Annotated in this window: 22 protein-coding genes and 1 other RNA gene; 10 read left to right on the top strand and 13 right to left on the bottom strand. The window is 65.9% G+C overall.

Translation table 11 applies throughout. The features are described 5' to 3' along the window. Positions 1-88 precede the first annotated feature (88 nt). The 3 genes from pdxA (at position 89) to Verru16B_RS11800 (ending at position 3,141) form a co-directional block, all read left to right on the top strand. Positions 89-1,084: a 4-hydroxythreonine-4-phosphate dehydrogenase PdxA gene (gene pdxA, locus Verru16B_RS11810; RefSeq protein WP_069962469.1), complete on the top strand. Its 996-nt coding sequence runs from the start codon at positions 89-91 to the stop codon at positions 1,082-1,084. Continuing rightward, the gene (locus Verru16B_RS11805) at positions 1,081-2,139 is read left to right on the top strand and encodes a four-carbon acid sugar kinase family protein (RefSeq protein ID WP_069962468.1); all 1,059 of its coding nucleotides are present in this window, start codon (positions 1,081-1,083) and stop codon (positions 2,137-2,139) included. The genes pdxA and Verru16B_RS11805 overlap by 4 nt, the downstream gene beginning before the upstream one ends. Positions 2,140-2,253: 114 nt before the next feature. Next, on the top strand, positions 2,254-3,141 hold the full coding sequence (locus Verru16B_RS11800; protein ID WP_069962467.1) for a dienelactone hydrolase family protein: 888 nt from the start codon (positions 2,254-2,256) through the stop codon (positions 3,139-3,141). A gap of 67 nt (positions 3,142-3,208) precedes the next feature. Here Verru16B_RS11800 and xerD read toward each other — a convergent pair whose 3' ends face one another. Then, positions 3,209-4,174 (bottom strand): site-specific tyrosine recombinase XerD, encoded by a 966-nt coding sequence (gene xerD, locus Verru16B_RS11795; protein ID WP_083270309.1) that lies wholly within the window; start codon positions 4,172-4,174, stop codon positions 3,209-3,211. Between the two features lie 21 nt (positions 4,175-4,195). Next, a complete protein-coding gene (gene infA, locus Verru16B_RS11790) occupies positions 4,196-4,468 on the bottom strand; it encodes a translation initiation factor IF-1 (protein WP_069962465.1) in 273 nt (90 codons plus the stop codon). 105 nt (positions 4,469-4,573) lie between these two features. Between infA and Verru16B_RS11785 the strand changes: the two genes are divergently transcribed. Together Verru16B_RS11785 and Verru16B_RS11780 are read left to right on the top strand one after the other, a co-directional pair. Next, positions 4,574-5,095 carry a nucleoside deaminase gene (locus tag Verru16B_RS11785; RefSeq protein WP_069962464.1) on the top strand — a complete coding sequence of 174 codons (522 nt, stop codon included), beginning with the start codon at positions 4,574-4,576 and terminating at the stop codon, positions 5,093-5,095. A gap of 124 nt (positions 5,096-5,219) precedes the next feature. Continuing rightward, positions 5,220-5,849 (top strand): superoxide dismutase, encoded by a 630-nt coding sequence (locus Verru16B_RS11780; protein ID WP_069962463.1) that lies wholly within the window; start codon positions 5,220-5,222, stop codon positions 5,847-5,849. Between the two features lie 82 nt (positions 5,850-5,931). Here Verru16B_RS11780 and Verru16B_RS11775 read toward each other — a convergent pair whose 3' ends face one another. From Verru16B_RS11775 to Verru16B_RS11760, 4 genes are all read right to left on the bottom strand, one after another. Then, entirely contained in the window at positions 5,932-8,196 is a 2,265-nt protein-coding gene (locus Verru16B_RS11775; protein WP_069962462.1) for a CHASE2 domain-containing protein, read from the bottom strand. 108 nt (positions 8,197-8,304) lie between these two features. Further along, positions 8,305-9,108, bottom strand: a complete 804-nt coding sequence (locus tag Verru16B_RS11770) for a FecR family protein (RefSeq protein ID WP_069962461.1) — start codon at positions 9,106-9,108, stop codon at positions 8,305-8,307. A gap of 79 nt (positions 9,109-9,187) precedes the next feature. Then, positions 9,188-11,029 (bottom strand): O-antigen ligase family protein, encoded by a 1,842-nt coding sequence (locus Verru16B_RS11765; RefSeq protein ID WP_069962460.1) that lies wholly within the window; start codon positions 11,027-11,029, stop codon positions 9,188-9,190. A gap of 164 nt (positions 11,030-11,193) precedes the next feature. Continuing rightward, entirely contained in the window at positions 11,194-12,225 is a 1,032-nt protein-coding gene (locus tag Verru16B_RS11760) for a glutamine synthetase beta-grasp domain-containing protein (RefSeq protein ID WP_069962459.1), read from the bottom strand. Positions 12,226-12,446: 221 nt separating this feature from the next. Between Verru16B_RS11760 and Verru16B_RS11750 the strand changes: the two genes are divergently transcribed. Together Verru16B_RS11750 and Verru16B_RS11745 are read left to right on the top strand one after the other, a co-directional pair. Next, positions 12,447-13,643, top strand: coding sequence for a protein phosphatase 2C domain-containing protein (locus Verru16B_RS11750; RefSeq protein WP_083270307.1), 1,197 nt, complete (start codon positions 12,447-12,449; stop codon positions 13,641-13,643). Further along, on the top strand, positions 13,640-14,002 hold the full coding sequence (locus tag Verru16B_RS11745) for a gamma-glutamylcyclotransferase family protein (protein ID WP_069962458.1): 363 nt from the start codon (positions 13,640-13,642) through the stop codon (positions 14,000-14,002). Before Verru16B_RS11750 ends, Verru16B_RS11745 begins: the two co-directional genes overlap by 4 nt. Before the next feature lie 4 nt (positions 14,003-14,006). Here the strand turns inward: Verru16B_RS11745 and Verru16B_RS11740 are convergent, their stop codons facing one another. The 7 genes from Verru16B_RS11740 to Verru16B_RS11710 all read right to left on the bottom strand — a co-directional run bounded on the left by Verru16B_RS11740 (position 14,007) and on the right by Verru16B_RS11710 (position 18,343). Beyond that, positions 14,007-14,177, bottom strand: a complete 171-nt coding sequence (locus Verru16B_RS11740) for a hypothetical protein (protein ID WP_157772390.1) — start codon at positions 14,175-14,177, stop codon at positions 14,007-14,009. Between the two features lie 146 nt (positions 14,178-14,323). Then, complete coding sequence (gene dnaX, locus Verru16B_RS11735; RefSeq protein WP_069962456.1) at positions 14,324-15,469, bottom strand: DNA polymerase III subunit gamma/tau; 1,146 nt, start codon at positions 15,467-15,469, stop codon at positions 14,324-14,326. 113 nt (positions 15,470-15,582) lie between these two features. After that, positions 15,583-15,681: signal recognition particle sRNA small type (ffs, locus tag Verru16B_RS11730), an RNA gene on the bottom strand. 98 nt (positions 15,682-15,779) lie between these two features. Then, positions 15,780-16,241, bottom strand: a complete 462-nt coding sequence (locus Verru16B_RS11725; RefSeq protein WP_069962455.1) for a hypothetical protein — start codon at positions 16,239-16,241, stop codon at positions 15,780-15,782. Further along, complete coding sequence (locus Verru16B_RS11720; protein WP_069962454.1) at positions 16,242-16,541, bottom strand: hypothetical protein; 300 nt, start codon at positions 16,539-16,541, stop codon at positions 16,242-16,244. Further along, a complete protein-coding gene (locus Verru16B_RS11715; protein ID WP_069962453.1) occupies positions 16,538-17,125 on the bottom strand; it encodes an RNA polymerase sigma factor in 588 nt (195 codons plus the stop codon). The genes Verru16B_RS11720 and Verru16B_RS11715 overlap by 4 nt, the downstream gene beginning before the upstream one ends. A 78-nt stretch (positions 17,126-17,203) precedes the next feature. Next, the gene (locus Verru16B_RS11710) at positions 17,204-18,343 is read right to left on the bottom strand and encodes an LptF/LptG family permease (protein ID WP_069962452.1); all 1,140 of its coding nucleotides are present in this window, start codon (positions 18,341-18,343) and stop codon (positions 17,204-17,206) included. A gap of 57 nt (positions 18,344-18,400) precedes the next feature. On the opposite strand from Verru16B_RS11710, the gene rlmN reads away from it, so the two are divergent. From rlmN to Verru16B_RS11695, 3 genes are all read left to right on the top strand, one after another. Next, complete coding sequence (gene rlmN, locus Verru16B_RS11705; protein ID WP_069962451.1) at positions 18,401-19,534, top strand: dual-specificity RNA methyltransferase RlmN; 1,134 nt, start codon at positions 18,401-18,403, stop codon at positions 19,532-19,534. A gap of 71 nt (positions 19,535-19,605) precedes the next feature. After that, the gene (gene metF / locus Verru16B_RS11700; RefSeq protein WP_069962450.1) at positions 19,606-20,484 is read left to right on the top strand and encodes a methylenetetrahydrofolate reductase [NAD(P)H]; all 879 of its coding nucleotides are present in this window, start codon (positions 19,606-19,608) and stop codon (positions 20,482-20,484) included. Positions 20,485-20,568: 84 nt separating this feature from the next. After that, a complete protein-coding gene (locus Verru16B_RS11695) occupies positions 20,569-22,050 on the top strand; it encodes a Gfo/Idh/MocA family protein (RefSeq protein ID WP_069963724.1) in 1,482 nt (493 codons plus the stop codon). The last annotated feature ends 12 nt before the right edge of the window (positions 22,051-22,062 follow it).

Raw genomic sequence — 22,062 nt, 5'->3', positions numbered from 1 at the left:
GGGGGCGGGGGCGAACAAACCAATTTCCCGCCGCGGGGTTTGGGATTGGCAGCCGGCCGACACTGCCGTCTCCTGCTGCTCCCCCCGCATGCGCCCCGCCCGCCTTCCTCGCATCGCCGTCACCCTAGGCGACCCCGCCGGCATCGGCCCGGAGATCTGTCTCCGCCTCCTGCTCGAGCCCACTCTGGCCGAGGTCTGCACCCCGGTCGTTTTCGGCGATGCCGGGGTGCTGCGTCGCGTGGCCGAAAAACTGCATCTTCCCTTCACCGCCCCGGTGGTGACGGAACTCGCCGCGCCGGTCGTGCCCACCGTGCTTGACCTGCGCTGCCTGGATGCGGCCACCCTCATCCCCGGCCGCGTGGACACCCGCTGTGGCGATGCCGCGTTCCGCTATGTCCTCGCCAGCATTGCGGCCGGCCTCGCCGGCCAGGTGGACGCCGTCGCGACGGGTCCGCTGAACAAGGAGGCCCTGCACGCCGCCGGCCACAAGTATCCCGGCCACACCGAAATCTTCGCCGAGCGCATGCAGGCACCGCGCTCCTGCATGATGCTCACCTCACCCGAGCTCACCTGCAGCTTTGCCACCGTGCATGTGGGCTATCACGAGGTGCCCGGCCTGCTGAGCGTGCGACGCATCCTCGACGTCATCGAGCTCACCGCCGTCGCCATGCGACGCATCCGCGGCCATGCTCCCCGGCTCGTGGTCTGCGGCCTGAATCCACATGCCGGCGAACACGGCCTCTTCGGCCAGCGCGAGGAGGAACGCTTCATCCTGCCGGCCATCGAGGCCGCCCGCGCCCAAGGTCTGCAGATTGAGGGCCCGCTCCCTCCGGACACCGCCTTTCTCCCCCGGCGCCGCCAGGCCACCGACGCGTTCATCTGCATGTATCACGACCAGGGCCATATTCCGCTCAAGGCCCTGGCCTTCGACTCCGCCATCAACACCACCCTCGGTCTGCCCGTCATCCGCACCAGCGTGGACCACGGCACGGCCTTCGACATCGCGTGGCAGGGTCAGGCCAGCGCCAACAGCCTGATCGAGGCGGTGCGGCTCGCCGCCCGGCTCAGCGCACCCGAAGCATGATCGTCGTCCTGGCAGACGACCTGAGCGGCGCCGCCGAACTGGCCGGGATCGCACGGCTACGGGGGCTGACGGCGGAAGTGCAATCGGTCTTCCATCCCGCCACCGAGGCGGCCGTCCTCTGCGTCGATACCGACACCCGGCTGCTGCCGGCCGACGCAGCCGCCCGGCGCGTGTCCGTCATTGCCACCGCCGTCGCCGCCGCCCGCCCCGACTGGATTTTCAAGAAATGCGACTCCGTGCTGCGCGGCTCGGTGCTGGCCGAGGCCCGTGCCGTCGTGCAGGCGACTGGCCTGACCCGCCTTCTGCTCGTGCCCGCCAATCCCTCGCGTGACCGGGTCATTCGCGACGGTCTTTATTTTGTGGCCGGCCGGCCCCTGCACGAGACGAGCTTCGCGCATGATCCCACTCATCCGCGCACCACCTCCCGGGTCGTTGATCTGCTCGATGGCGACCGAAACGATCTGAAGATTCCCGATATCGGCTCGCCCGACGAAGTGTTGCAACAGGCCACCGCCGTCGATTCGGCCACCCTCCCGGTGGGCGGGGCCGACTTCTTCACCGCATTGCTTATCCTCCGGACAAGCCCCCCGGCCCCCGCTCCCGTGGCCGCTCCCGCCGCGGGACCGACGCTCCTGGTTTGTGGCAGCACCGCGGCCTGGTCCCAGCGCAGCCGGGAAGCCGCCACGCAGGGCGTCCCGGGATTCTCACTGCCGCACGACTCCTCCGCGATTGCGCAGGCGTTGGCGGCCAAAGGTACCGTCTTGCTCGGCATCGGGGACGGACCCGCCAGCCAGGCCCAACCACCGGCCGTCCTGTCTGACCAGCTGACCCAAACTGTCCTCCGCGTCCTCGGGGCAACCCGGGTGACCCGCCTGATGATCGAGGGGGGCGCGACCGCGGCGGCGATTCTGCACGCCCTGCCTTGGACCCGGCTGAGCGCCACGCAGGTGATCGGGGACGTAGCCGTATTGGCACCCATCGGCGGCGACGGACCCGCGTTTTTCATCAAGCCCGGCAGCTATGCCTGGCCCGCTGCGCTCTGGTGGGATCGGTGAGTCTGCGACGCGCGGACGATTGCACTTTTTGCCGACCGGTGCACCCTCTGACGGCATCCCCCGGCCGGAGATGGCCCACGGCCTGCTCCGCCCCAACCCCTGATCACCACGCCCATGGATCGCAAAAACGCCACCCACTTCGAGCAGGAGCTGCTCGACCTCTACGATTATTACGTCCACGGCCAGATTGACCGCCGGGTCTTCCTGGAACGGGCGGGCAAGTTCGCCGTCGGCGGCCTCACCGCCGCGGCCCTGCTGGAGATGCTCAGCCCCAAATATGTCTTCGCCGCCCAGGTTCCCGCCGAGGATGCCCGCGTGACCACGGCTTACCTGAAATATCCCTCGCCCGATGGCAGCGGGGAGATGCGCGGCCTCCTCGCCAAGCCCGCCGGCGCCACCGGCCGGCTCCCGGGCATCCTCGTGGTGCACGAGAACCGCGGCCTGAATCCCTATATCGAGGACGTGGTCCGCCGCGCTGCTCTGGCCGGCTTCGTGGCCTTCGGGCCCGATGCGCTGTGGCCGGTCGGCGGTTATCCGGGTAACGACGACGAAGGCCGCGCCCAGCAGGCAAAGCTCGACCGCAACAAGATCACCGAGGATTTCGTGGCGGGCGCGAATTTCCTGCAGTCCCATCCGGACTGCAACGGCTCGCTGGGGGTCGTCGGTTTCTGCTTTGGCGGCTGGATGTCCAACACCCTCGCCTGCCGCCTGCCCGGATTGAAAGCCGCGGTGCCCTATTACGGCGGCGCCCCGACGCTGACCGACGTGCCGAAGATCAAGGCGGCCCTGCTCCTGCATTTCGCTGAACTCGACACCCGCGTGAACGCCAGCTGGCCCGATTACGAGACCGCCTTGAAGGCGGCGGGGGTGGCCCACGAGGCCCATTTCTATCCCGCGGTGAACCACGGCTTCCACAACGACACCACGCCCCGCTACGATCAGGCGGCCGCCCAGCTGTCGTGGGAACGCACGGTGGCGTTCTTTAAGCAGAAGCTGGGGTAGCCGCGAGGTAGGGCCAGTCTCCGGCTGGCTCGATTTCACGCTCGGCGGGGCCGGTCGAAGACCGGCCCTACTTCCCGCCCCGCTTATTCCGCGGGTGGTGCTTCGCGTGCTGGTCGAGCAGGCGCGAGGATTCGACCGCGGTGTAGATTTGCGTGGTGCCAATGCTGGCATGGCCGAGCATTTCCTGGATGGCGCGTAGGTCGGCCCCGCCGCCGAGCAGGTGCGTGGCGAAGGAATGCCGCAGCAGGTGGGGCTTCACCGGTTTCTCGATGCCCGCGCGCCTGGCGCTGTTTTTCACGATCACCCAAAGCGTCTTGCGCGAGATGGCCTTGCCGCGCTCGCTGATGAACAGCTCGCTGCCGGTGCGCGGCTTCACGAGGCGGGGCCGCGCGGAGAGGAGGTAAGTCTGCACCGCGTCCCGGGCCTGGCCGCCCAGCGGCACCACGCGTTCCTTCGATCCCTTGCCAAAAACGCGCACGAAACCGTTTTCCAGATCCACCTGCTGCAGGGAGAGGCCGCAAAGCTCGGAGATGCGGAGGCCGCTCGAATAAAACAGTTCCAACATCGCCCGGTCGCGGACGGCATACGCATCGCCGCCCGCAGGAGCCGCGAGCAGGCGCTCCATTTCGCCGCGCGATAGCGTCTGCGGCAGCTTGCGCCGGAACTTCGGGCCGCTGAGCAGCGCCGCCGGGTCATCCGGCCGCTGGCCCTGGCGGACCAGGTGCCGGAACAGCATGCGGATGGCCGCCAGCTTGCGGGCCTGGCTGGACTCGCTGAAATCCTCGTCGCTCAGCCAGTGCAGCCAGCCGGCGAGGTGCTGCGGGGTGACCTTGGTCCATTGCCCCGCGCCCAGGCGCTTGAGGCAGTGCGCGGCCTGGCGCAGGTCGTTCTCGTAAGATTTGGCCGTATTGCGCGCCAGGCCCTTCTCCAGCTCGATGTAGGCCAGAAAATCGTCGATGCCGTCGGCAAAGCCGGCCGGGGCCGGGGGCATGGGTGGTCCCTTGACGGACGATACGGGACGCGGCTTTTTCATGCTCGCAGCCGCGCGACTGACTCAGCGGCGGTTGTTCCGGCGCGCACCCGGGGGCGGCGGCGGCGGGGCGTTCACATCGCGGAGGCGGAACGTGATGCGGGCCTTGTCCAAATCGTAGGGGCTCATCTCCATCTTCACCTTGTCGCCCGCGGCGATCTTGATGAAGTGCTTGCGCAACTTGCCCGAGATGTGGGCCAGCACGATGTGGCCGTTGTCCAGTTGCACGCGAAACATCGTTCCCGGGAGGACGGCGATGATCTTGCCTTCGACTTCAATCGCTTTGCCGTCAGACATAGTGGTTAAGGGAAACGGAGAATTGCTGCATGCAGATGGTTTAAAAGCTGTTGTAACACCGCACTCCCGCGCCTAAGTCAAGGCTATCGTTTTAGCCGTCTTCCCATGGTCCAACCCTCCCGCTCCGCCCCGCCCTGCCCTTTTCCGAAGGTCTTCCCGTCGCAGCTGGAGCGAAACGACGAGTTTTATATGTGGCTGGCTTACAACCAGGCCCTGGATGCCTGGCGGGAAGACGAGGTGCCCATCGGGGCCATCATCGAGCTGGGCGGCGAGGTGATCGCTTCCGCCCATAACCAGCGCGACAGCACCCGCGATCCGACGGCCCACGCCGAGATTCTCGCCCTGGGCCAGGCCGCCCAAGCCATCGGGGACTGGCGGCTCAATCAAGCCACCCTCTACGTGACCAAGGAACCCTGCCCCATGTGTGCGGGTGCCTCGCTTATGGCCCGGGTCAAGCGGGTGGTCTTCGCCGTGTCCGACCCGAAAATGGGCTGCCTCGGCGGCGCCACCGACCTGAACACCCTCCCTCAGGTGAACCACCACCTCGAGATCAGCCGCGGTTTGCTGGAGCAACCTTGCCTCGAGCTGATCCAGGCATACTTCAAGCTCAAGCGGTCCGAGGATTGAGTGCAGGGCGAGGTCTCTGCACCGCGCCTTTCTCCCACTTTCCCACCCCGCTCCGATGACAAGGCCGGCAGTTGACGCCGCCTTGCCGCCGTGCAACTTAACTCAACTTCAACCCACGAACATCATGGCCTACGTACTCCCCCCCCTGCCCTACGCCAGCAACGCCCTCGAGCCGCACATCGATGCGAAGACGATGGAGATCCATCACGGCAAGCATCACCAGGCTTACATCACGAACGCGACCAACCTGCTGAAGGACCACGCCGAGCTCGCGGCCCTCGACGTCAACGTCCTGATCGCCGACCTCTCCAAGGTCCCCGAGGCCATCCGCGGCGGCGTGCGCAACAACGCCGGCGGCCACAGCAACCACTTCTTCTTCTGGACCATCCTCGGCCCCGGCAAGGGCGGCGCCCCCAAGGGCAAGCTCGCCGCGGCGATCGACGCCGAACTCGGCGGCTTCGCCAAGTTCAAGGAAGACTTCGCCAAGGCCGGCGCCACCCGCTTCGGCTCCGGCTGGGCCTGGCTCGTGGTCAACGGCGGCAAGCTCGCCGTCGGCTCCACCGCCAACCAGGACAGCCCGCTCATGGGCAAGGCCGTCGCCGGCATCGAGGGCAAGCCCGTCCTCGCCCTCGACGTCTGGGAGCACGCGTACTACCTGAATTACCAGAACCGCCGCCCCGACTACATCGCCGCCTTCTGGAACGTGGTCGACTGGGACGCCGCCGAGGCGAACTACCTCGCCGCGCTGAAGTAAGCGCCGGCTCATCCGCCCCCTTCCTTTCGAGCCGCGTCACCTGACGCGGCTTTTTGTTTGGCTGGAATCCGCCGCCCCCCCCTCACTTCTCCTTCATCGTGAACACCCCGTCCCAGTTGGGCGCCGGCGGGTGTTTCTTAAAATACAGGCAGCGCTCGGTCATGATGAGCGACGGGTTGCTCTCGATGTAATGCGCCTTGCTGGGCTGGTAAGGCTCGAGCGCCGCGCTTTGGCCGAACAAGGCCAGCGCTCCATCCCAGTCCTGCCGAAGGTAACACGCCACCGCCTGCGCATGGAGGCCGAGGCAATCAAAGGTCGCCTGGCTGACCTCGTCACGCAGCCCGATCACCTCGTAGACGGGCACGGGCAGCGTGCGGCCCTTCACCACGATCTTGTCGAGGAAGCGGAACACGACCTTGTCGCCGCCGTGCTTCTCGCACTCCAGCTTGGTCGCCTCGGTGATCATGGTGTACACGCCGAGCGACTTGGCGCCCGACTCCATGCGGGCGGCCAGGTTCACGTTGTCGCCCATCATGGTGTAGCTGAAGCGGGAGCGGCTACCCATGTTGCCGATGATGGCCGACCCGGTATTGAGGCCGAGGCGGGCGCGCAGGTAGTGAACGATCGGCGGCCACTTCTGGCCCTCGCTCCGCCATTTTTTGCGCAGCTCCTCGATGCCCTTCTGCACGCGGATGGTGGCCACGCAGGCCCGGTAGGCGTGGTCGGGCACGGGCAACGGCGCGCCGTAGATGGCGACGACGGCATCGCCGATGTATTTGTCGAGCGTCCCCTTCTCCTCCTGCACGATGTCGGTGCACACCGTGAGGTACTCGTTCATGAGGTCGACCAGCTGGGAGGCCGGCATGAGCTCGGAAAACGTCGAGAACGACTGGATGTCCGAGAAATACGCGGTGATGACTTCCTCGTGCCCGCCGAGCTGCGGATCCGACTCGGACTCCACCATCCGGTTGACGAGCTCGGGCGCGAGGTAGGTGCCGAACATGTTTTTGATGCGACCCTTCTGCCGCTCCTCCTGCACCAGCTGCCACAGGGTGGCGATGAAGCCCGTGGAAAAGGCCGCGCCCAGCGGGGCCGCCATCGGAAGGATGAGATGGCTTTCGGAAAACTGGTAGAAGCAGACCATCGCGAACGCCCCCAGGACCAGCAGGGCCAGCACCTTGGCGAAGAGACTGCGGGCGCCCCCCGACACCGCGAACCCCGTCACCACGAAGGAGAGGCCGAACACCGAGACCCACATCACCCAGGGCGGGGTGCGTTGCAGGTATTTCTCCGCGATGATGGTCTTGATGAGGTTGCCGTGCATGCCGACCTTGGGCACGGGATCCCAATCGAACGGGGTCGAGGCCAGGTCCTGCAACAGGGGGTCGACCGGCCCGACCAGCACCGTGGCGCCGACGAAACGCTGGAAATACTCCCGGGCCTGGGCCTGCTCCGCCTCATTGCCAGTCTTGAGCATTTCACCCGCAATCAGCACGTCGGCCATGCTGCTGCGCGGATTATAGACCTGGTTGTCCCACTCCGAGAACCAGTTGATCTCCACGAGCTGCTGGTGCGTGAGCGGGATGCGCCGCAGCACCGCCCCGTCCTTGGCCACGATTTCCAGAAAATCACCGGTCCGCCGGACCGAGCCGGGCGGCGCCCCGAGTTCCAGGCAGGCGAGTTGCAACGCCAGGTGCCAGAAGTTGGTCGTGGCGGTTTCCGTGAACATCACCGCCCAGCGCGGGGTGTTGTCGCCGGCCAGTTCGGAATCGTGATCAATCAGGCCGATCGTACCCCAGGAGGCGGTCAGGGTCGAACCCATGATGGGATACTGGGGTAGTTCGGGCGCCGCGTTTTTCTCCCGGTCGGTAAAGCCATGCCGCCGCAAGGGCATGTCGCGCAGCACCGCCGTGCTCGTCGCCGACTCGCCGCGGGTGTATTGCGCCGCGAGGATGGTCTGCGGGTATTTGCGGGCCACCCGGGCCATCACGAGGTTGCCCTTGGTCGCCTCGTCCTTGTTGACGAGTTCCGAGTGTCCGTAAGCGGAAAAGACAAAATCGAACCCGACCGACTTGGCCCCGCCGTGTTCATACAGATACTGCGCGGCTTCGGCAAAACGGGCGCGGTTCCACGGGCGCTCCCCGATCCGCTGGACCGCGCGGGTGTCCACATCCACGTAGAAAATCTTGACCGGGGCGGCCAGGTTGCCGCGAAAACGAAAACGCTGGTCGAGGAACAAATTCTCCAGGCGCTGCAAGTCACCCGTGGTATCGAGCCAGCCCCACAGCAGCGGCACGGGCAGCAGGAGCAGGACTTTCCAATCGAATCTCTTTTTGGGCTGCGCCACGAGCGCGGACAGTAATGTCGGTCAGGTTGAATTAAAGCAGATTCAGGACGGCAAAAAAAACACCCGGTGCCTGGGCACCGGGTGCGAAAGTCAGCCGTGGGCCTTTGCTCAGGCCCCGGGGGTGAGGTCCGGCCCCGGCGGAGTCGGCGGGATCACCGGCGCCAGTGGCGTCTCCGCCGGCGTCTCGGCCGGCGTAGCCGGGGGCGGCGTGGGAGTTTCGGGCGGGGTCGGCGTGAAGGTGGTGGCCTGCACGGTCTGGGTGATCGTCTGCGCCTCGGTGGCGATTAGAGCCGAGGTGGCCGCCGGAATATCCTGGGTCACCACGACGGGCGCAGCCGCTTCGCCACCCGGGACGTCGGGCACATCGATCTCCACCACGACTTCCTTGCCGGCCTCGATCGGAATCTCACCCGCCGTGACCCCCTCCATCACCACGCGGCCCTCGGCCGTCTGGACGGTGAAGAAGGCCTTGCCGTCAGAGGTGGGCCGGAAGACCACGCGGTAAATCGTGCCGCGGATACCGGCCGCGCCGACCGGTGTCTTAATGGAATAGCTCGAGGAGGTGTTCAGTTTCTTCACGTCGCCGACCATCTCACCGTAGGAAAGGTTAAGCGTGGTTTTCGAAACGGACGGCTCGGCCTGGAGTTTCGAAGGCTCGATGTCCTCGGCCAACGGATCCATCTTGAATTCATCGATGGCCAGCCGTGACTCGGGCCCCAGCTTGACGGAGGAACCGTTCATGAACACCAGCACCACGCTCGAATTCTTGGCCGTGGTGATGGTGTCGGTCTCGGCGAGTTTCGTCCCCGCCACGAGCGGGCTGCTCGTGCCATCCGCGGCCACCTTCAGAACCTGACCCTCGACCTTGGCGGCCAGGATCTGACCGGGCTCTGTCTGGGCGTGGACGCTCAAAGACAAAGCGGTTGCAACAAATGCAACAGACAGGAAACGGAACAATGCGGAGATTTTCATAAGCCTCGTCGGATTTCGGTTAGCGGCGCCTGAGTATCTGCTGCTGAAGAGCCTCTCCGCCGCGATAATACCGGTCAAGAGTTAATCCCTTCTCGGCGGCGGCCAAAGCCTCGGCCTTTTTATTGGGAAAAGCCTGTAAATGATAGGCATAGTAGAACCACCAGCCGGCAAAGTTCGGGGCCAGTTCCAAGGCGCGCCGGTAGCAGGATTCCGTCTCCGGGCGGCCGCGCTGGATATCGAGGGCCACGGCTTTTCGCACCCAGAATTCCGCGATCAAGGGACAGCGGTCGAGCGCCTCATCCGCCGCCAATTCGGCATACCGGCCCAAGGTCACCAAATCGCCACCCTGCGCGTGCCAGCCTTGCACCGTGGCATAGGCCAGATCCGACCATGCCTGGCCGTTGGCGGCATCGATGCGCACCGCGCGGATAAAATCCGCCTTGGCCGCAGGAATCAGGCGGCGCAACTCCCCCTCGCCCGTCCGGGCAAACCGATCAATGCTGCGCCGGGCCTCGCTCCGCAGATCTTCCGCCCGGTAAGCCGGTATCGCCCTGGTCCCACTCCAGAAAATCACCCCGCCCAGCAGCAGGGCCAGGCCCGCCACCGCCATAACCGGTCGGCACGGGCGCCGCCACGCCGGGTCATCGCGGACGAGCAGCGCGGAAATCACCGCGGCGGCCAGGATCAGGGCGGGAATCTTCGTGTGAAAGTCCACGCCGAGGTGCAGCCCGAAGGCCATGAGGCCCAGCAACAGACCCAGCCGCCAGCGCCAGTGTTGCAGGAGGTCGCCCCCCCGGCCCTCGCGTCGCGCCCGGCGCATGGCCAGTCCACCGCGCCAAAGCAGCACCGCCCCCCCACCCGCCCACAACGCAAAACCGACGAGCCCGTAATCGGTGAGCGTATTCAGGTGGTCGTTATGCGCCCATCGCGGTTCGTCGTGAAATCCGCGCGGACGATATTGCTCGAACAATACGTTGTACGACGCCGCCCCGCGGCCCAACCACGGTGCCTCCTGCCACATCTGCCAACCTGCCCGCCAGAGAATCGGACGGCTGGCCTCGAGCCGGCCGTCCAGCAACGGTTCAAGTCGCTGCCTCGCTTCATCACTATACCGGTGGAGCAAGCCAAAGGCCGACGCCGCCAGCACGAGGCCGGCCAGCCCGCCCCACACCCGGCGGCGCCAGTCGCCAGTTCCGAGGAAGGGCCAGGCCAACAGGGCCAGGCCGAGGGCGATCCACCCACCCCGGCTGCCCGTAAGGACCAAGGCAAACAAAAGCAGCAACGCCAGCCAGGCACATAGGATCTTCGCGGCCGGTCGCACCACCCGGGAAAAAAGCAGCACCAGACAGACCGGGAGCAGCAAACCGATCAACCCCGCGAAACTATTGGGAATGCCAAACATGCCCGCCGATCGCCCGACAAACTGCGCCGCCTGGGTCCGTCCCAGCATCATCCAGGTGGGATCGACGAACCGCTGATAAGCGGCCATGCCCGTACCCACCAGTACCAGCAACGCGAGCGTGCCGACCAGCGTCCAGGTTTGCGCCCGCCCCAACCCGCAATGCAACACGAGGCCGAACACCAGCCAGGCCTGGAACCACAGGTGCCACTCGCGCCACGCCAGCCAGGGCGCGGGCGCCACCCAGACGGTGCTCGCCAGCGCGTACAACAGGAAGGGCAGCGGGATCAACCACGCCAGATGGAGCGTGCGCGGCCCCGGGCCGCGACCGGCCATCCACCCGATTCCACCCAAGACCGTGAGCGTGCCCACCGCACCGGCGGTCCACACCATCGTGCCGGCCAGATACCCGCCCAGACAGAGAGTCGTCCAAGCCAGAGTCAGCGCCAGTCCGACCACCACGGCCCATTCGAGCCCCCGCTCATACGTGAGGCGGTGGGGCTGCGGGGTTGGGCCGGCACGGTCATGCGGTCCGCTTTGAATACGGCTTGCCCGCGGGGAGCCACAAAAAAGCCGCCCGGCACATGGCCGGGCGGCTGAAGGGAAGAGCCAGGGAAACCCTGCGCTTATTTGGTCGGGACGGACTGGATCGTCTTGAGAATCCGGCCGGCCACGAGATACGGGTCGGCGGCGGAGTTCGGACGACGGTCCTCGAGGTAGCCCTTGTAGCCGCTGTTGACGAAGCTGTGGGGGACACGGATCGAGGCGCCGCGATCGGCGACCCCGTAGCTGAACTTGTCGATGGACTGCGTCTCGTGCAGGCCGGTGAGGCGGAGGTGATTCTCCGGGCCGTAGACGGCGATATGCTCGCTGCAGTTCTTGCTGAAGGCTTCCATGAGCTTCTCGAAGTACTCCTTGCCGCCGGTTTCACGCATGAACTTCGTGGAGAAGTTGGCGTGCATGCCGGAGCCGTTCCAATCGAGGGGCTGCTGGAAGGGCGCCAGGATGGGCTTGCAGCGCCATTCGATGTCGATCCCGTAGGTCTCGGCCAGGCGGGTCAGGATATAGCGGGCGACCCACATCTGGTCGGCGGCGCTCTTGGAGCCCTTGCCGAAGATCTGGAACTCCCACTGGCCCTTGGCGACCTCGGCGTTGATGCCCTCGAGGTTGATGCCGGCATCCAAACAGATATCGATGTGCTTCTCGACGATCTCACGGGCGACGCAGCCCACGTTCTTGTAGCCGACACCGGTGTAATACGGGCCCTGCGGCGCGGGATAGCCACCCTCCGGGAAACCGAGGGGACGACCGTCCTTGTAGAAGAAATATTCCTGCTCGAAGCCGAACCAGGTGTCCGGATCATCCGGGATCGTAGCGCGGGAGTTCGACGGGCTGGCCACGCCGGTGTGCTGGAAGCACTCGCACATCACGAGCACGCCGTTCTTGCGGGTGCTGTCCGGGAAGACCGCCACCGGCTTGAGCACGATGTCGGAGCTCTTGCCCTCCGCCTGCTGCGTCGAGCTGCCGTCAAAGCCCCAGGCGGGCAGATCGGTGAGCGCGGGGAAGCTGGCGTATTCCTTGATTTGAGTCTTGCTGCGGAGGCTCGCCAGGGGCGTGTAGCCGTCGAGCCAGATGTATTCCAGTTTGTATTTGGCCATGGATCGGATGAGTTTGTTTGAGGTTTGGACGTATGGCGTGAAAGAATTCCGTGACGACGAAAACGGAGCCAACGGTAAGCCGCGACACCATACTGCGGACAAAAAGCACCTTACATGCCAGAGGGAAGTGCTATTTAGCCTTATGCCAGAGCCGATGACCCTGTGCGCCACTCGCCCCTTGCGTCGGGCAAAAGTGCGGTAAATCCTACGGCTTCACCACCATGCACGAGGTCAAGGATACCAAACGCGCGCTCGTCCGGATTGGCTACGATGGCCAGGTCCACAAGACTTTCCGGGGGCACCAAGCCTACGCCCGGTTCGCCAACGAGGTCAGGGTGTTGCGGCACTTGGAACAGCGCGGCTGCGGCTTCGTGCCCCGCCTGATCACCGCCGATCCGGCCACGCTGAACATGACCACCACCAACTGCGGGGCCCGGGTGGACCACATCGGTCCCGAGCGGCTCCAGGAACTGTTCCGAGAATTGGAAACCTTCGGGGTCCGGCACGACGACCCGGAGATCCGCAACATCACGTATCGCAAGGAAGACGGGCGCTTCTGCATCATCGATTTTGAATTCGCCGCCCTGCTGGACGAAATCGCCACCCCGCCACCGCCCGCCCTGCGCTGGTCCGGCCTCTCCCATGTCGGCAAGGTGCGCACCAACAACGAGGACACCTTCCTCGCCCTCACCTTCGACGGTCAGGAGGTCCACTACCTGGGCAAGAACGGCGAAGCCTCCTGGGCAAAGACGGATTTTGTCTTCGCCGTCAGCGATGGCATGGGCGGGGCCAAGTCGGGCGAGTTCGCCAGCCGCATCACGGTCGACAAGATCACCAAGCTCATGCCCCGCGGCTTCCGCCCCGCCGCGCCTGGCCCGGCCAGCCAATATGACTTCACCTTGGCGGAGCTGTTCAAGGCCATCCACTACGACCTGCTCAAACTCGGCCAGTCGTACGAGGAATGCCGCGGCATGGGCACCACGCTCAGTCTCGCCTGGGTCACCCCCGGCTGGCTCTATTTCGGCCACATCGGGGACAGCCGGATCTATCACTTGCCCGCCGCCGGCGGCATCATCCAGCTGACCCAGGACCACAGCCACGTGGGCTGGCTCCGCCGCAACGGCCAGCTCAACGAACGCGAAGCCCGCGACCACCCCGGCCGCAACGCCCTCAACCAGGCCCTGGGCGCCGGCCACCAGATCATCGAACCCCAGCTGGGCGTCCTGCCCTGCGTCCCCGGTGACCGCTTTCTCATCTGCTCCGACGGCCTCATCGACGGCCTGTGGGACCGTCACCTTGACGAGATCATCCGCACCCCCGGCGCTGGGCCCGTGGCCCAGCGGCTGATCGATGCCGCGCTCGAGCGTTCGGGCCGGGACAACATCACCGCCCTCGTCGTCGAGGCACTCGGGGCATGACCACGCTCTTCGTTTACGGCACGCTGAAACGCGGGGGCTCGAACCACCATTTTCTCGCGGGCCAGGTTTATATCGGTCCCGCGCGCACCCAGCCCGGCTTCATCCTCTACTCGCTCGGCGACTACCCCGGCATGGTCCGAGCCCCGGGCGACACCCTTGGGGTAACGGGCGAACTGTGGACCGTGGACGACGCCTGTCTGGCCGAGCTCGACCGGCTCGAAGGCCTCGACGAAGGTCTCTACGAACGCGTCGACGTCCTGCTCGCCCCACCCTCGCCCGCCAGCTCAGCCCAGACCTACCTGTATCTCCACCCGCATCACGGCCTCGCCCCGATCGGCGACACCTGGCCCGTTGGTTAGGAGCTCACTTGAGCGCAGATTGCGGGATCCGTTTCACGGTCACAAATTTCGCCCGGAACAGCTCCTCCATCAGGTCGCGGGCCGGCATCGGGATCCGCTTCACCAGGTCGTCCATCGGCGGCAGGTCGCCCTTTTCCTCCGGCACGTTTTCCGTGTGCGTCAGAGCGGGGGTCACGATGCCCATTTCCCGCTCCTGAGCCAGGAACGCCGCTTCTTCCTCGGAGGTGGGCCCGAGCGGGGCATCGGCAACCGGCGCCGCCGCGTCCCCGTCCCCCGGCCGCGCTCCGGCATCCTCGGCCGTCGGCGTCTCAGCCGGCCGCGTCAGTCGTTTTTTTTTGAGCCGTCGGCGGGCAGGCCGTCGGCCAGCGTGGCGATCTCCCGGATCAGGCTGTCGATCGCCCGGGCGCGGCTGGCCTCGACGGCCTTGAGCAGCGCCACCTCGAAATTCACCTTCTCGGACAGGCCGTGCTTCACGGCGTTCTCCCCTTCGCGCAGCCCGTCCAGCAGGCGCGTGAGCTGTTCGGTGGTCATCGGGGTGCCGAGGACCTCGCTCTGGCCGCCCTTGGCGATCGAATCTAGCAACGCGCCCTGCAGGTGGGTTTGCAGGTCCACGAGCAACCGGTAAAGATCACGGCCGTTCTCGTCGCAATCGTCCACGATCGCCACGATCTTCTTGTGCTGGCCCGCCGCGAGCGCCGCGCCGAGCTCGGCGATCTTGGCCGCCGAGACCAGGCCGTAGACATCCAGCACGTCCGCCTCGCCGATCTCGGCGCCGCAGAAGGAGATCATCTGGTCAAAAATGGACTGGGCGTCGCGCATGCCGCCATCGGCCATGCGCGCGATGCTGGCCAGGGCGGCGTCGCTCACCTTGATCTTCTCGCTGCCGGCGATCTTCTTCAGCCGCTGCACGATCAGCTCGGTCGGGATCGGCTTGAGGTCGAACCGCTGGCACCGGGAGATGACCGTGGCCGGCATCTTCTGGGGATCGGTCGTGGCGAAGATGAACTTCACGTGCGCCGGGGGCTCCTCCAGCGTCTTGAGCAGCGCGTTGAACGAGCCGGCCGAGAGCATGTGTACCTCGTCGATGATGTAGACCTTGAACCGCCCCTCGGCGGGCGCGTAGGCGACGGTGTCGATGATGAACTCGCGCACTTTGTCTACCTGGGTGTTCGACGCGGCGTCGAACTCGATCACATCGAGGCACCGGCCCTCCGCAATGGAGGTGGCGATCGGATCGGCGGGGTCAAAATCGGCGTTGGGTCCGCCCGCGGCGTTGAGTGCCTTGGCGAAAATGCGCGCGGTGCTCGTCTTGCCCGTGCCGCGCGGGCCGACCAGCAGGTAGGCGTGCGCGATCCGGTTGCGGGCGATGGCGTTCTTGAGCGTCCGCACCACATGGTCCTGCCCGACGACGTCGTCGAAGGTCTGCGGACGCCACTTGCGGGCGATGACTTGGTAGGAGCCGGACATGCGCGAAGCCGGAAATCAGAGGTCAGAAAAACAGAAAGGCGAGCCTGATGTTCAGTTTGACCTCGCCGCTCGGGCCGTGCCGCTGGAAATCAGGAATCCAGGATCGAAAATAAAGTGGCCAGGCAATCCACGGCACTGGGAGGACGTCGTCACCGTTGCTGCCTTCCGGCCCTGGCGGGGTTCACGCGCCTGCCCATGCATGGCGCCTGGCCAAGGCGGACCGTACGCCCCACCCCTGCCCTTTCAACCAAAATAAAAAAGCCGCGGAAATTCCGCGGCGAGGGGCCCTGCCCCGGGTTGGCCCATGCGTTCAGGGCGCGGGGGGCTTGGCCGGCGGCGCTCCCTCGGGCCCCGGCTTGGCGTGCCCGGCTTTCGCCTTCTTTTCCCGCTCGTGGCGCTCACGTGCATCGCGCATCTCGCGCATTTCGCGGTTCATGTCGGCGAACTTGATCCGCTGCTCCGGCGTCAGCTTTTCGTTGATCTCCCGCTGCATGGCCTCGACCACTACGCGGGTCTCGCCCATGGACTGGTTGCGCAGCCGGTTCAGATCCTCCATGCGGCTGCGGATAATCGGACGCAGCTGCTCCCGCTGCTCCGGCGTAAGGGCAAGCCGGTCGGAAAGCTTCTTGAGGTGCCTGGGCTCCCATTCCTCGGGCACCGGCCGGTTGGCGATCTTGTCGCGACAAACCTTCAGGGTCACGAACCCGCCCGTCACGCCGCCGGCGGCAAAGATGCCAAGCAGCACGAGGATGATTTTCCAAGGTTTGTTCATTTAGGAAAGATCCAGCAGATCAGCCACGGTGTCGGCCGTGCCGGTGGCATAAAGGTCGATCGGTTCGGTCGAGAGGCTCGGCAGGCCGTAGGCGGCGGCCGCCACGCCGCACACGGCGGCCGCGATGAACCCCCGCAGGGCGAAACGCTCAAGCGCAAACCAGGGCCCGGCGACCGGCGACCCGGCCGCCCGCGCCGCTACCCGTGTGGCAAAGCCGGGAGGCAGCCCGGCGCCCGGGTCGCCCGGGGCCTGGCGCGCGAGCGCGGTGAGTTTGTGCCATTGCTGGTCGAATTCGTTCATTTCTTCTCCTCCTGTTGTAGTTCCTGAAAAAGTTTTTGCAATTTCCGACGGGCCCGAAACGCGCGCACCTTGATCAGGGTCTGGTTCCAGCCCGTGAGCGCGCTGATCTCCGCCAGCGTCTTCTGCTCCAGATCCAGCAGCCGGATGACCACCTGATCGTCGGGTTTGAGCTGCCCGAGCAAGCGGTCGACGAGCTCCCGCGCCGCCAGCGCGTCACCCGGCCGGGCGTCGCGCTCGTCCGTCAACACGTGGTCCAACACCTCGGCCTGGCTCTCCGGGAGATCAGCCCACCGGTACTCCGGGCGGCGTTTCTGCGCGCGCAACTGGTCGATGCAGGTCGTGACCACGATGCGCGAGACCCAGTGCGGAAATGGCACCGCCCCCTGGTACTGGTCGAGCCGCGTGAACATCTTCATGAATACTTCCTGGGCAAGATCTTCCTCGGCGACCCGCCGGGGCAGATGACAACGGATGATGCGGGTGACTTGCGGGTAAAGCTGCTCCACAAGCTGCCGGCAGGCCGCCTGGTCGCGCCTGCGCACCCGTTCGAGGCAACCGGCGAAATCGAACGATTCTTCAACCATGTGAGGTGACTGACTTGGAACACACGGGGGAAGACGGCGCAGGACGGACGGGAGTTACCAGCTGAAGGTCGGAGGTGATCAGGAACGATCCACCCGATAAAAAAGCCACAAACCGATCCCCTGGAACACGATATTGGGCAACCACACGATCAAGTCAGGCCGCAGCTCCGGCCGGTTGTCGAGCCAGCCGGCCATGATGGTCGCAAAATAGTAGCCCATTGCCAATAGCAGCCCGAGTCCCAGGTTGGCCGAGGTTTCCTTCCGGGAAATCTTGATGCCGAGGGGAATCGCAATCAGCGCAAACGACAGCACGGCGAACGCCATCGCCGCCTTCTCCTGGATCGTGATTTGCACGCGCATGAGCTGCTGGGCCCGCTCCGCCGCCGGCACCGTGGCGTCGGGCTGCTTCAGCCGCGCCCACTCCGCTAGCAGCTGCGGGAAAGTCAGCCACTTCAGCTTCCGCTTCACCGAACGGTCGCCCGCCAGCCGGCTGACCGGCAGGTCGATCGGCAGCACGTCCGACCCGGGACTGATCATGTGCTTGGAAAAATTCTCCGGATCCTTCGGGTCCCGGACCTCGACCTGCGCCCGCTCCAGCGTGAGCACCAGCGTGCTGTTGTCGTCACTGTAATCCAGCAGCCCTGATTCCGCCCGCGCGAAGCGCCGCACGCGGTTCTGGCCATCAAGTTCCCAGATCCAGAAATCCTTCAGCCTCTCCCCGTCCTTCTCGCCCACGTACAGGACCACCCCGGGAAAATCGCGGATGAAGGTCCGCGGAACGATGAAGCTCAGCGGATTCTGCCGCACCGCCTCCGCAAACTCGCGCTGATACGCCAGCCGCGCCACCGGCATGAATTGGAAGTTGATCAGCAGCGACAACACCACCCCCAGCAGCGCCAGGAAAATGATCGGCGCCGACAGCCACGCGACACTCAGCCCCGACGCCCGCATTGCCGTGATCTCGCGGTCCGAGGACATCCGCCCGAGCACGAGCAGGATGCCCGTCAGCATGCCCATCGGCAGCGCGTAATACACCACGAAGGGCACCAGCAGCGCCACGAGCCGGACGACTGTCTCCAGAGCCAGCTGGCCCGCCAGCATCGGCCCCAGCAGGTCCTTCATCGCGTTGCCCAGCATCAGCACGAACGCGAACAGTCCGACCGACGCGGCACACGTCAGGAAGACGTTCGCGAGGATGTGCCGGTGCAGGAGATTCATGCTTATCTTGAACTCTGCGCAAAGCTCCCAATCCTGTCCAAGTCCAATTTGCCACCCATGGCGTTCACCCCCGCAAAACCCAGCCTCCACGGCGAGACCCTCGACTCGCTCACCGCCCTGCTCACCCAGCACGGGCACCCGGCGTTCCGCGCGCGCCAGATCATGGAGTGGCTCTACAAGAAGCGCGTCCGCACCTGGGCCGAGATGACCAACCTCTCCGTCCCGCTGCGCACGTGGCTCGCCGACACCTTCGACCTCGAACCCACCGCCTTCGTCCTCACCAAGCAGTCCGAGGACGTCACCGACAAGCTCCTGCTTGAGCTGGGCGACAAATCCCTCATCGAGACCGTCATCATCCGCGCCCCCCAACTCGGCGTCGGCCAGGAAAATTCCCGCAAGACGATCTGCATCTCCACCCAGGTCGGCTGCGCCATGGGCTGCCGCTTCTGTGCCTCCGGCCTTGACGGGTTGAAGCGCAACCTCTCCGCCGGCGAGATCGTGCACCAGCTCATCCAGGTCTGCCGCCAGGAGGACGACCGCACCCCGCGCGCCCGTGCCGAGCTCGTCTCCTTCGACAACCTCGTCGTCATGGGCATGGGCGAGCCGCTGCACAACTACGACGCCATCATGCGTGCGCTCACGATCCTCAATGCCGAATGGGGCCTGGGGTTCGGCGCCCGCCGCATCACGCTCTCGACCTCCGGCCTCGTGCCCAAGATCAAGCAGCTCGCCGACGAACCCCTCGGCCTCCGCCTCGCCATCTCCCTGCACGGTGCCACCGACGAAGTCCGTGAGCAGATCATGCCGGTGAACAAGAAATGGCCGCTCGCCGAGCTCCTGCCTGCCGTCCGCGAGTTCTCCGAAAAACGCGGCCGCATGGTCACGCTCGAGTTCATCCTCATCGAGGAGCTCAACGACTCGCTCGACCAAGCCGAGAAGCTCCGCGACATCGCTTTCGACCTCCACGCCCACGTCAACCTGATCCCGTACAACACCGTCGAGGGCCTGCCCTGGAAACGCCCCAGCCTCGCCCGCCAGGAGAAGTTCGCCCGTATCCTCTTCGACGGCGGGGTCTCGGTCACCCTTCGACGCGAGAAAGGCCACGCCATCGATGCCGCCTGCGGCCAGCTCCGCCTCAAGACCGAAAAGGCCCGCGAAGCCGCCCCCGCCAGCCCACCCGTCCCGGGCTGATCCCGACCGCCCGAGTCCCCCTCTCGAAACGAGGCTTTACATATCATCGAATACGCATGTATTGATTTCTCATGCTGCCGGATACCTCCATCTCCACCCTGTTCTCCCTGCAACGCCCGTTGCGGTCCCTGGAGTTTTTCCCGCCCAAGGATGAGGCCGGCGTCATCGCCCTGCGTGAGACGGCCCTGACCCTGAAACGCATCGCGCCCGACTTTGTCTCCGTAACCTATGGTGCCGGCGGCAGCACCCGCGAACGCACCGCCCAAGTCAGCCGCCTGCTGCGCGAGGAAATCGGCTTCACCGTCATGCCCCACCTGACCTGCGTCGGGCACACGCGCGACGAGTTGCACGCCGTCGCCGACCAACTCCACGCCGGCGGCTACCGCAACATCATGACCCTGCGCGGCGACCCGCCGAAGGGCCAGACGGAGTTCGTACCCTATCAGGATGGCCTGCGCTACGGCAGCGACCTCGTTGCCCTGCTCATGGCCCGCCATCCTGACTTCTGCCTCGGCGTCGGCGGCTACCCGGAAAAACATCCGGAGGCCCCGTCCCTCGAAGTCGATCTCGACAACCTGAAACACAAGGTCGATGCCGGCGCGGCTTTCATCACGACGCAGCTCTTCTTCGACAACGCCGTCTATTACCGCTTTGTCGACCGGTGCCGCGCCCGCGGCATCACCATCCCGATCGTGCCCGGCATCATGCCCGTGCTGTCCCTCAAGCAGATCAAGCGCTTCACCGAGATGTGCGGCGCCACCCTGCCCGCGACCCTCATCAAGCGCCTCGAGGCCGCCCATGAGGTCCCCGAGATCCTCGAATCAGTCGGCAACGAATGGGCCGTGTCCCAGATCCGCGATCTCCTCGCCCACGGCGCTCCGGGTTACCACCTCTACATCATGAATCGGGCGAAGAGCGCCCTGGCCCTCGCCGCCGGCCTGGCCGCCTGAGCCTGCGGCGCCGCCCGCCCTCGTCATTCCGCCGGGCCGGTTCTCCGCTCTTGCTTGGGTCACTTGGATTATAATTATGACGGCATGCCCACCCTGGATCGCCGCCACTTCCTGAAATCCAGCGCGCTGGCCCTTGGGGCCGGGCTGGGCCACCGCCTGCTCGCCTCGACTTGGTCACAGCCAGCCGGCGCCAACGAGGCCATTCGCGTCGGCGTCATCGGCATCAACGACAAGGGCGCCGAGCACATCAAACAGTTGCTCACGCTCCCCGGGGTGCGCGTGGTGGCCTTGTGCGATGTCGATCCCCGCACCTTGGCCCGCGAGGTCGAGAAACTGAAGGCCCGGGAAATCACGGTCTTCGCCACCACCGATGCCCGACGCCTGCTGGAGCGCTCCGATGTCGACGCCGTCGTCATCGCGACCAGCAACCACTGGCATGCCCTGCTCACCATCTGGGCCTGCCAGGCCGGCAAGCACGTTTACGTGGAGAAACCCGTGTCCCGCACGGTCTGGGAGGGCCGCAAGATGGTCGAGGCCGCGGCCCGCTACAACCGCATCGTCCAAGCCGGCACCCAGTACCGCTCCGACACCGGCTGGCCCGAGGCCATCGCCTGGCTGCAGGCCGGCCACCTCGGCGCGCTGAAATACGTCCACACAATCTGCTACAAGCGCCGCGAGTCGATCGGCCGGCGCCTGCCCTGGTATCCGGACTGGCTCGACTACGACATGTTCTGCGGGCCGACCCCGATGGTGCCGCTCGAGCGCCGCCGCCTCGACTACGACTGGCATTGGGACTGGCGCACGGGCAACGGGGAGCTCGGCAACAACGGCCCGCACGTCATCGACCTCGCCCGCCGCCTCACCGGCCAGGGCGGACTCCCGGAGCGCGTGATGAGCTTCGGCGGCCATGTCCTGGTGGACGATGTCGCCACCACCCCCAACACCCATCTCGCCGTCTATGATTTTGGCGCCGGCGTGCCCATCCTCTTCGAGGGCCGCGGGCTGCCTGCCCGCCCTGGGGTGAACTACATGGACCCGTTCCGCAAAATGAGCGGACCCAACGGCATCGCCGTGATCTGCGAGGGCGGCTTCCTCAGCGGGTATACCGGCAGCGCCGCCTACGATACCAACGGCAAACAGATCCGGCGCTTCACCGGTGATGGCGGCGAAGCCCACCTGGCCAATTTCCTGGCCGCTGTCCGCTCCCAGCGCACGGCGGACCTCGCCGCGCCGATCCTGACGGGGCACGAATCCACCCGGCTGTGTCATCTCGGCAACATCTCACACCGCGTCGGTCGGCCCGCCACCGCCGCCGCCGCCCGCGCGGCGCTGGCGGAATTCCCGTCCGCCCTTGATGCGCTCACCGACCTGCAACGTCATCTCAGCGTGCATGGCCTCGATCTCGAGCAGCACGCGCTGACCCTGGGCCCCTGGCTGCAGATCGATGCCGCGCAAGAAGGTATCGCTGCGGTCGAGGGCGCCGACCAGGAAACGGTGCTGGAACGAGCCCGCTTTCACCTTAAGGAAACCCAGCGGGCGCCTTGGGTCATTCCTGACGTGGTCTGAGACGAATCCGGC

This window comes from Lacunisphaera limnophila (assembly GCF_001746835.1).
In the GTDB taxonomy this organism is placed as follows: Bacteria; Verrucomicrobiota; Verrucomicrobiia; order Opitutales; family Opitutaceae; genus Lacunisphaera; species Lacunisphaera limnophila.
This window is presented reverse-complemented; position numbering and strand designations above follow the sequence as displayed.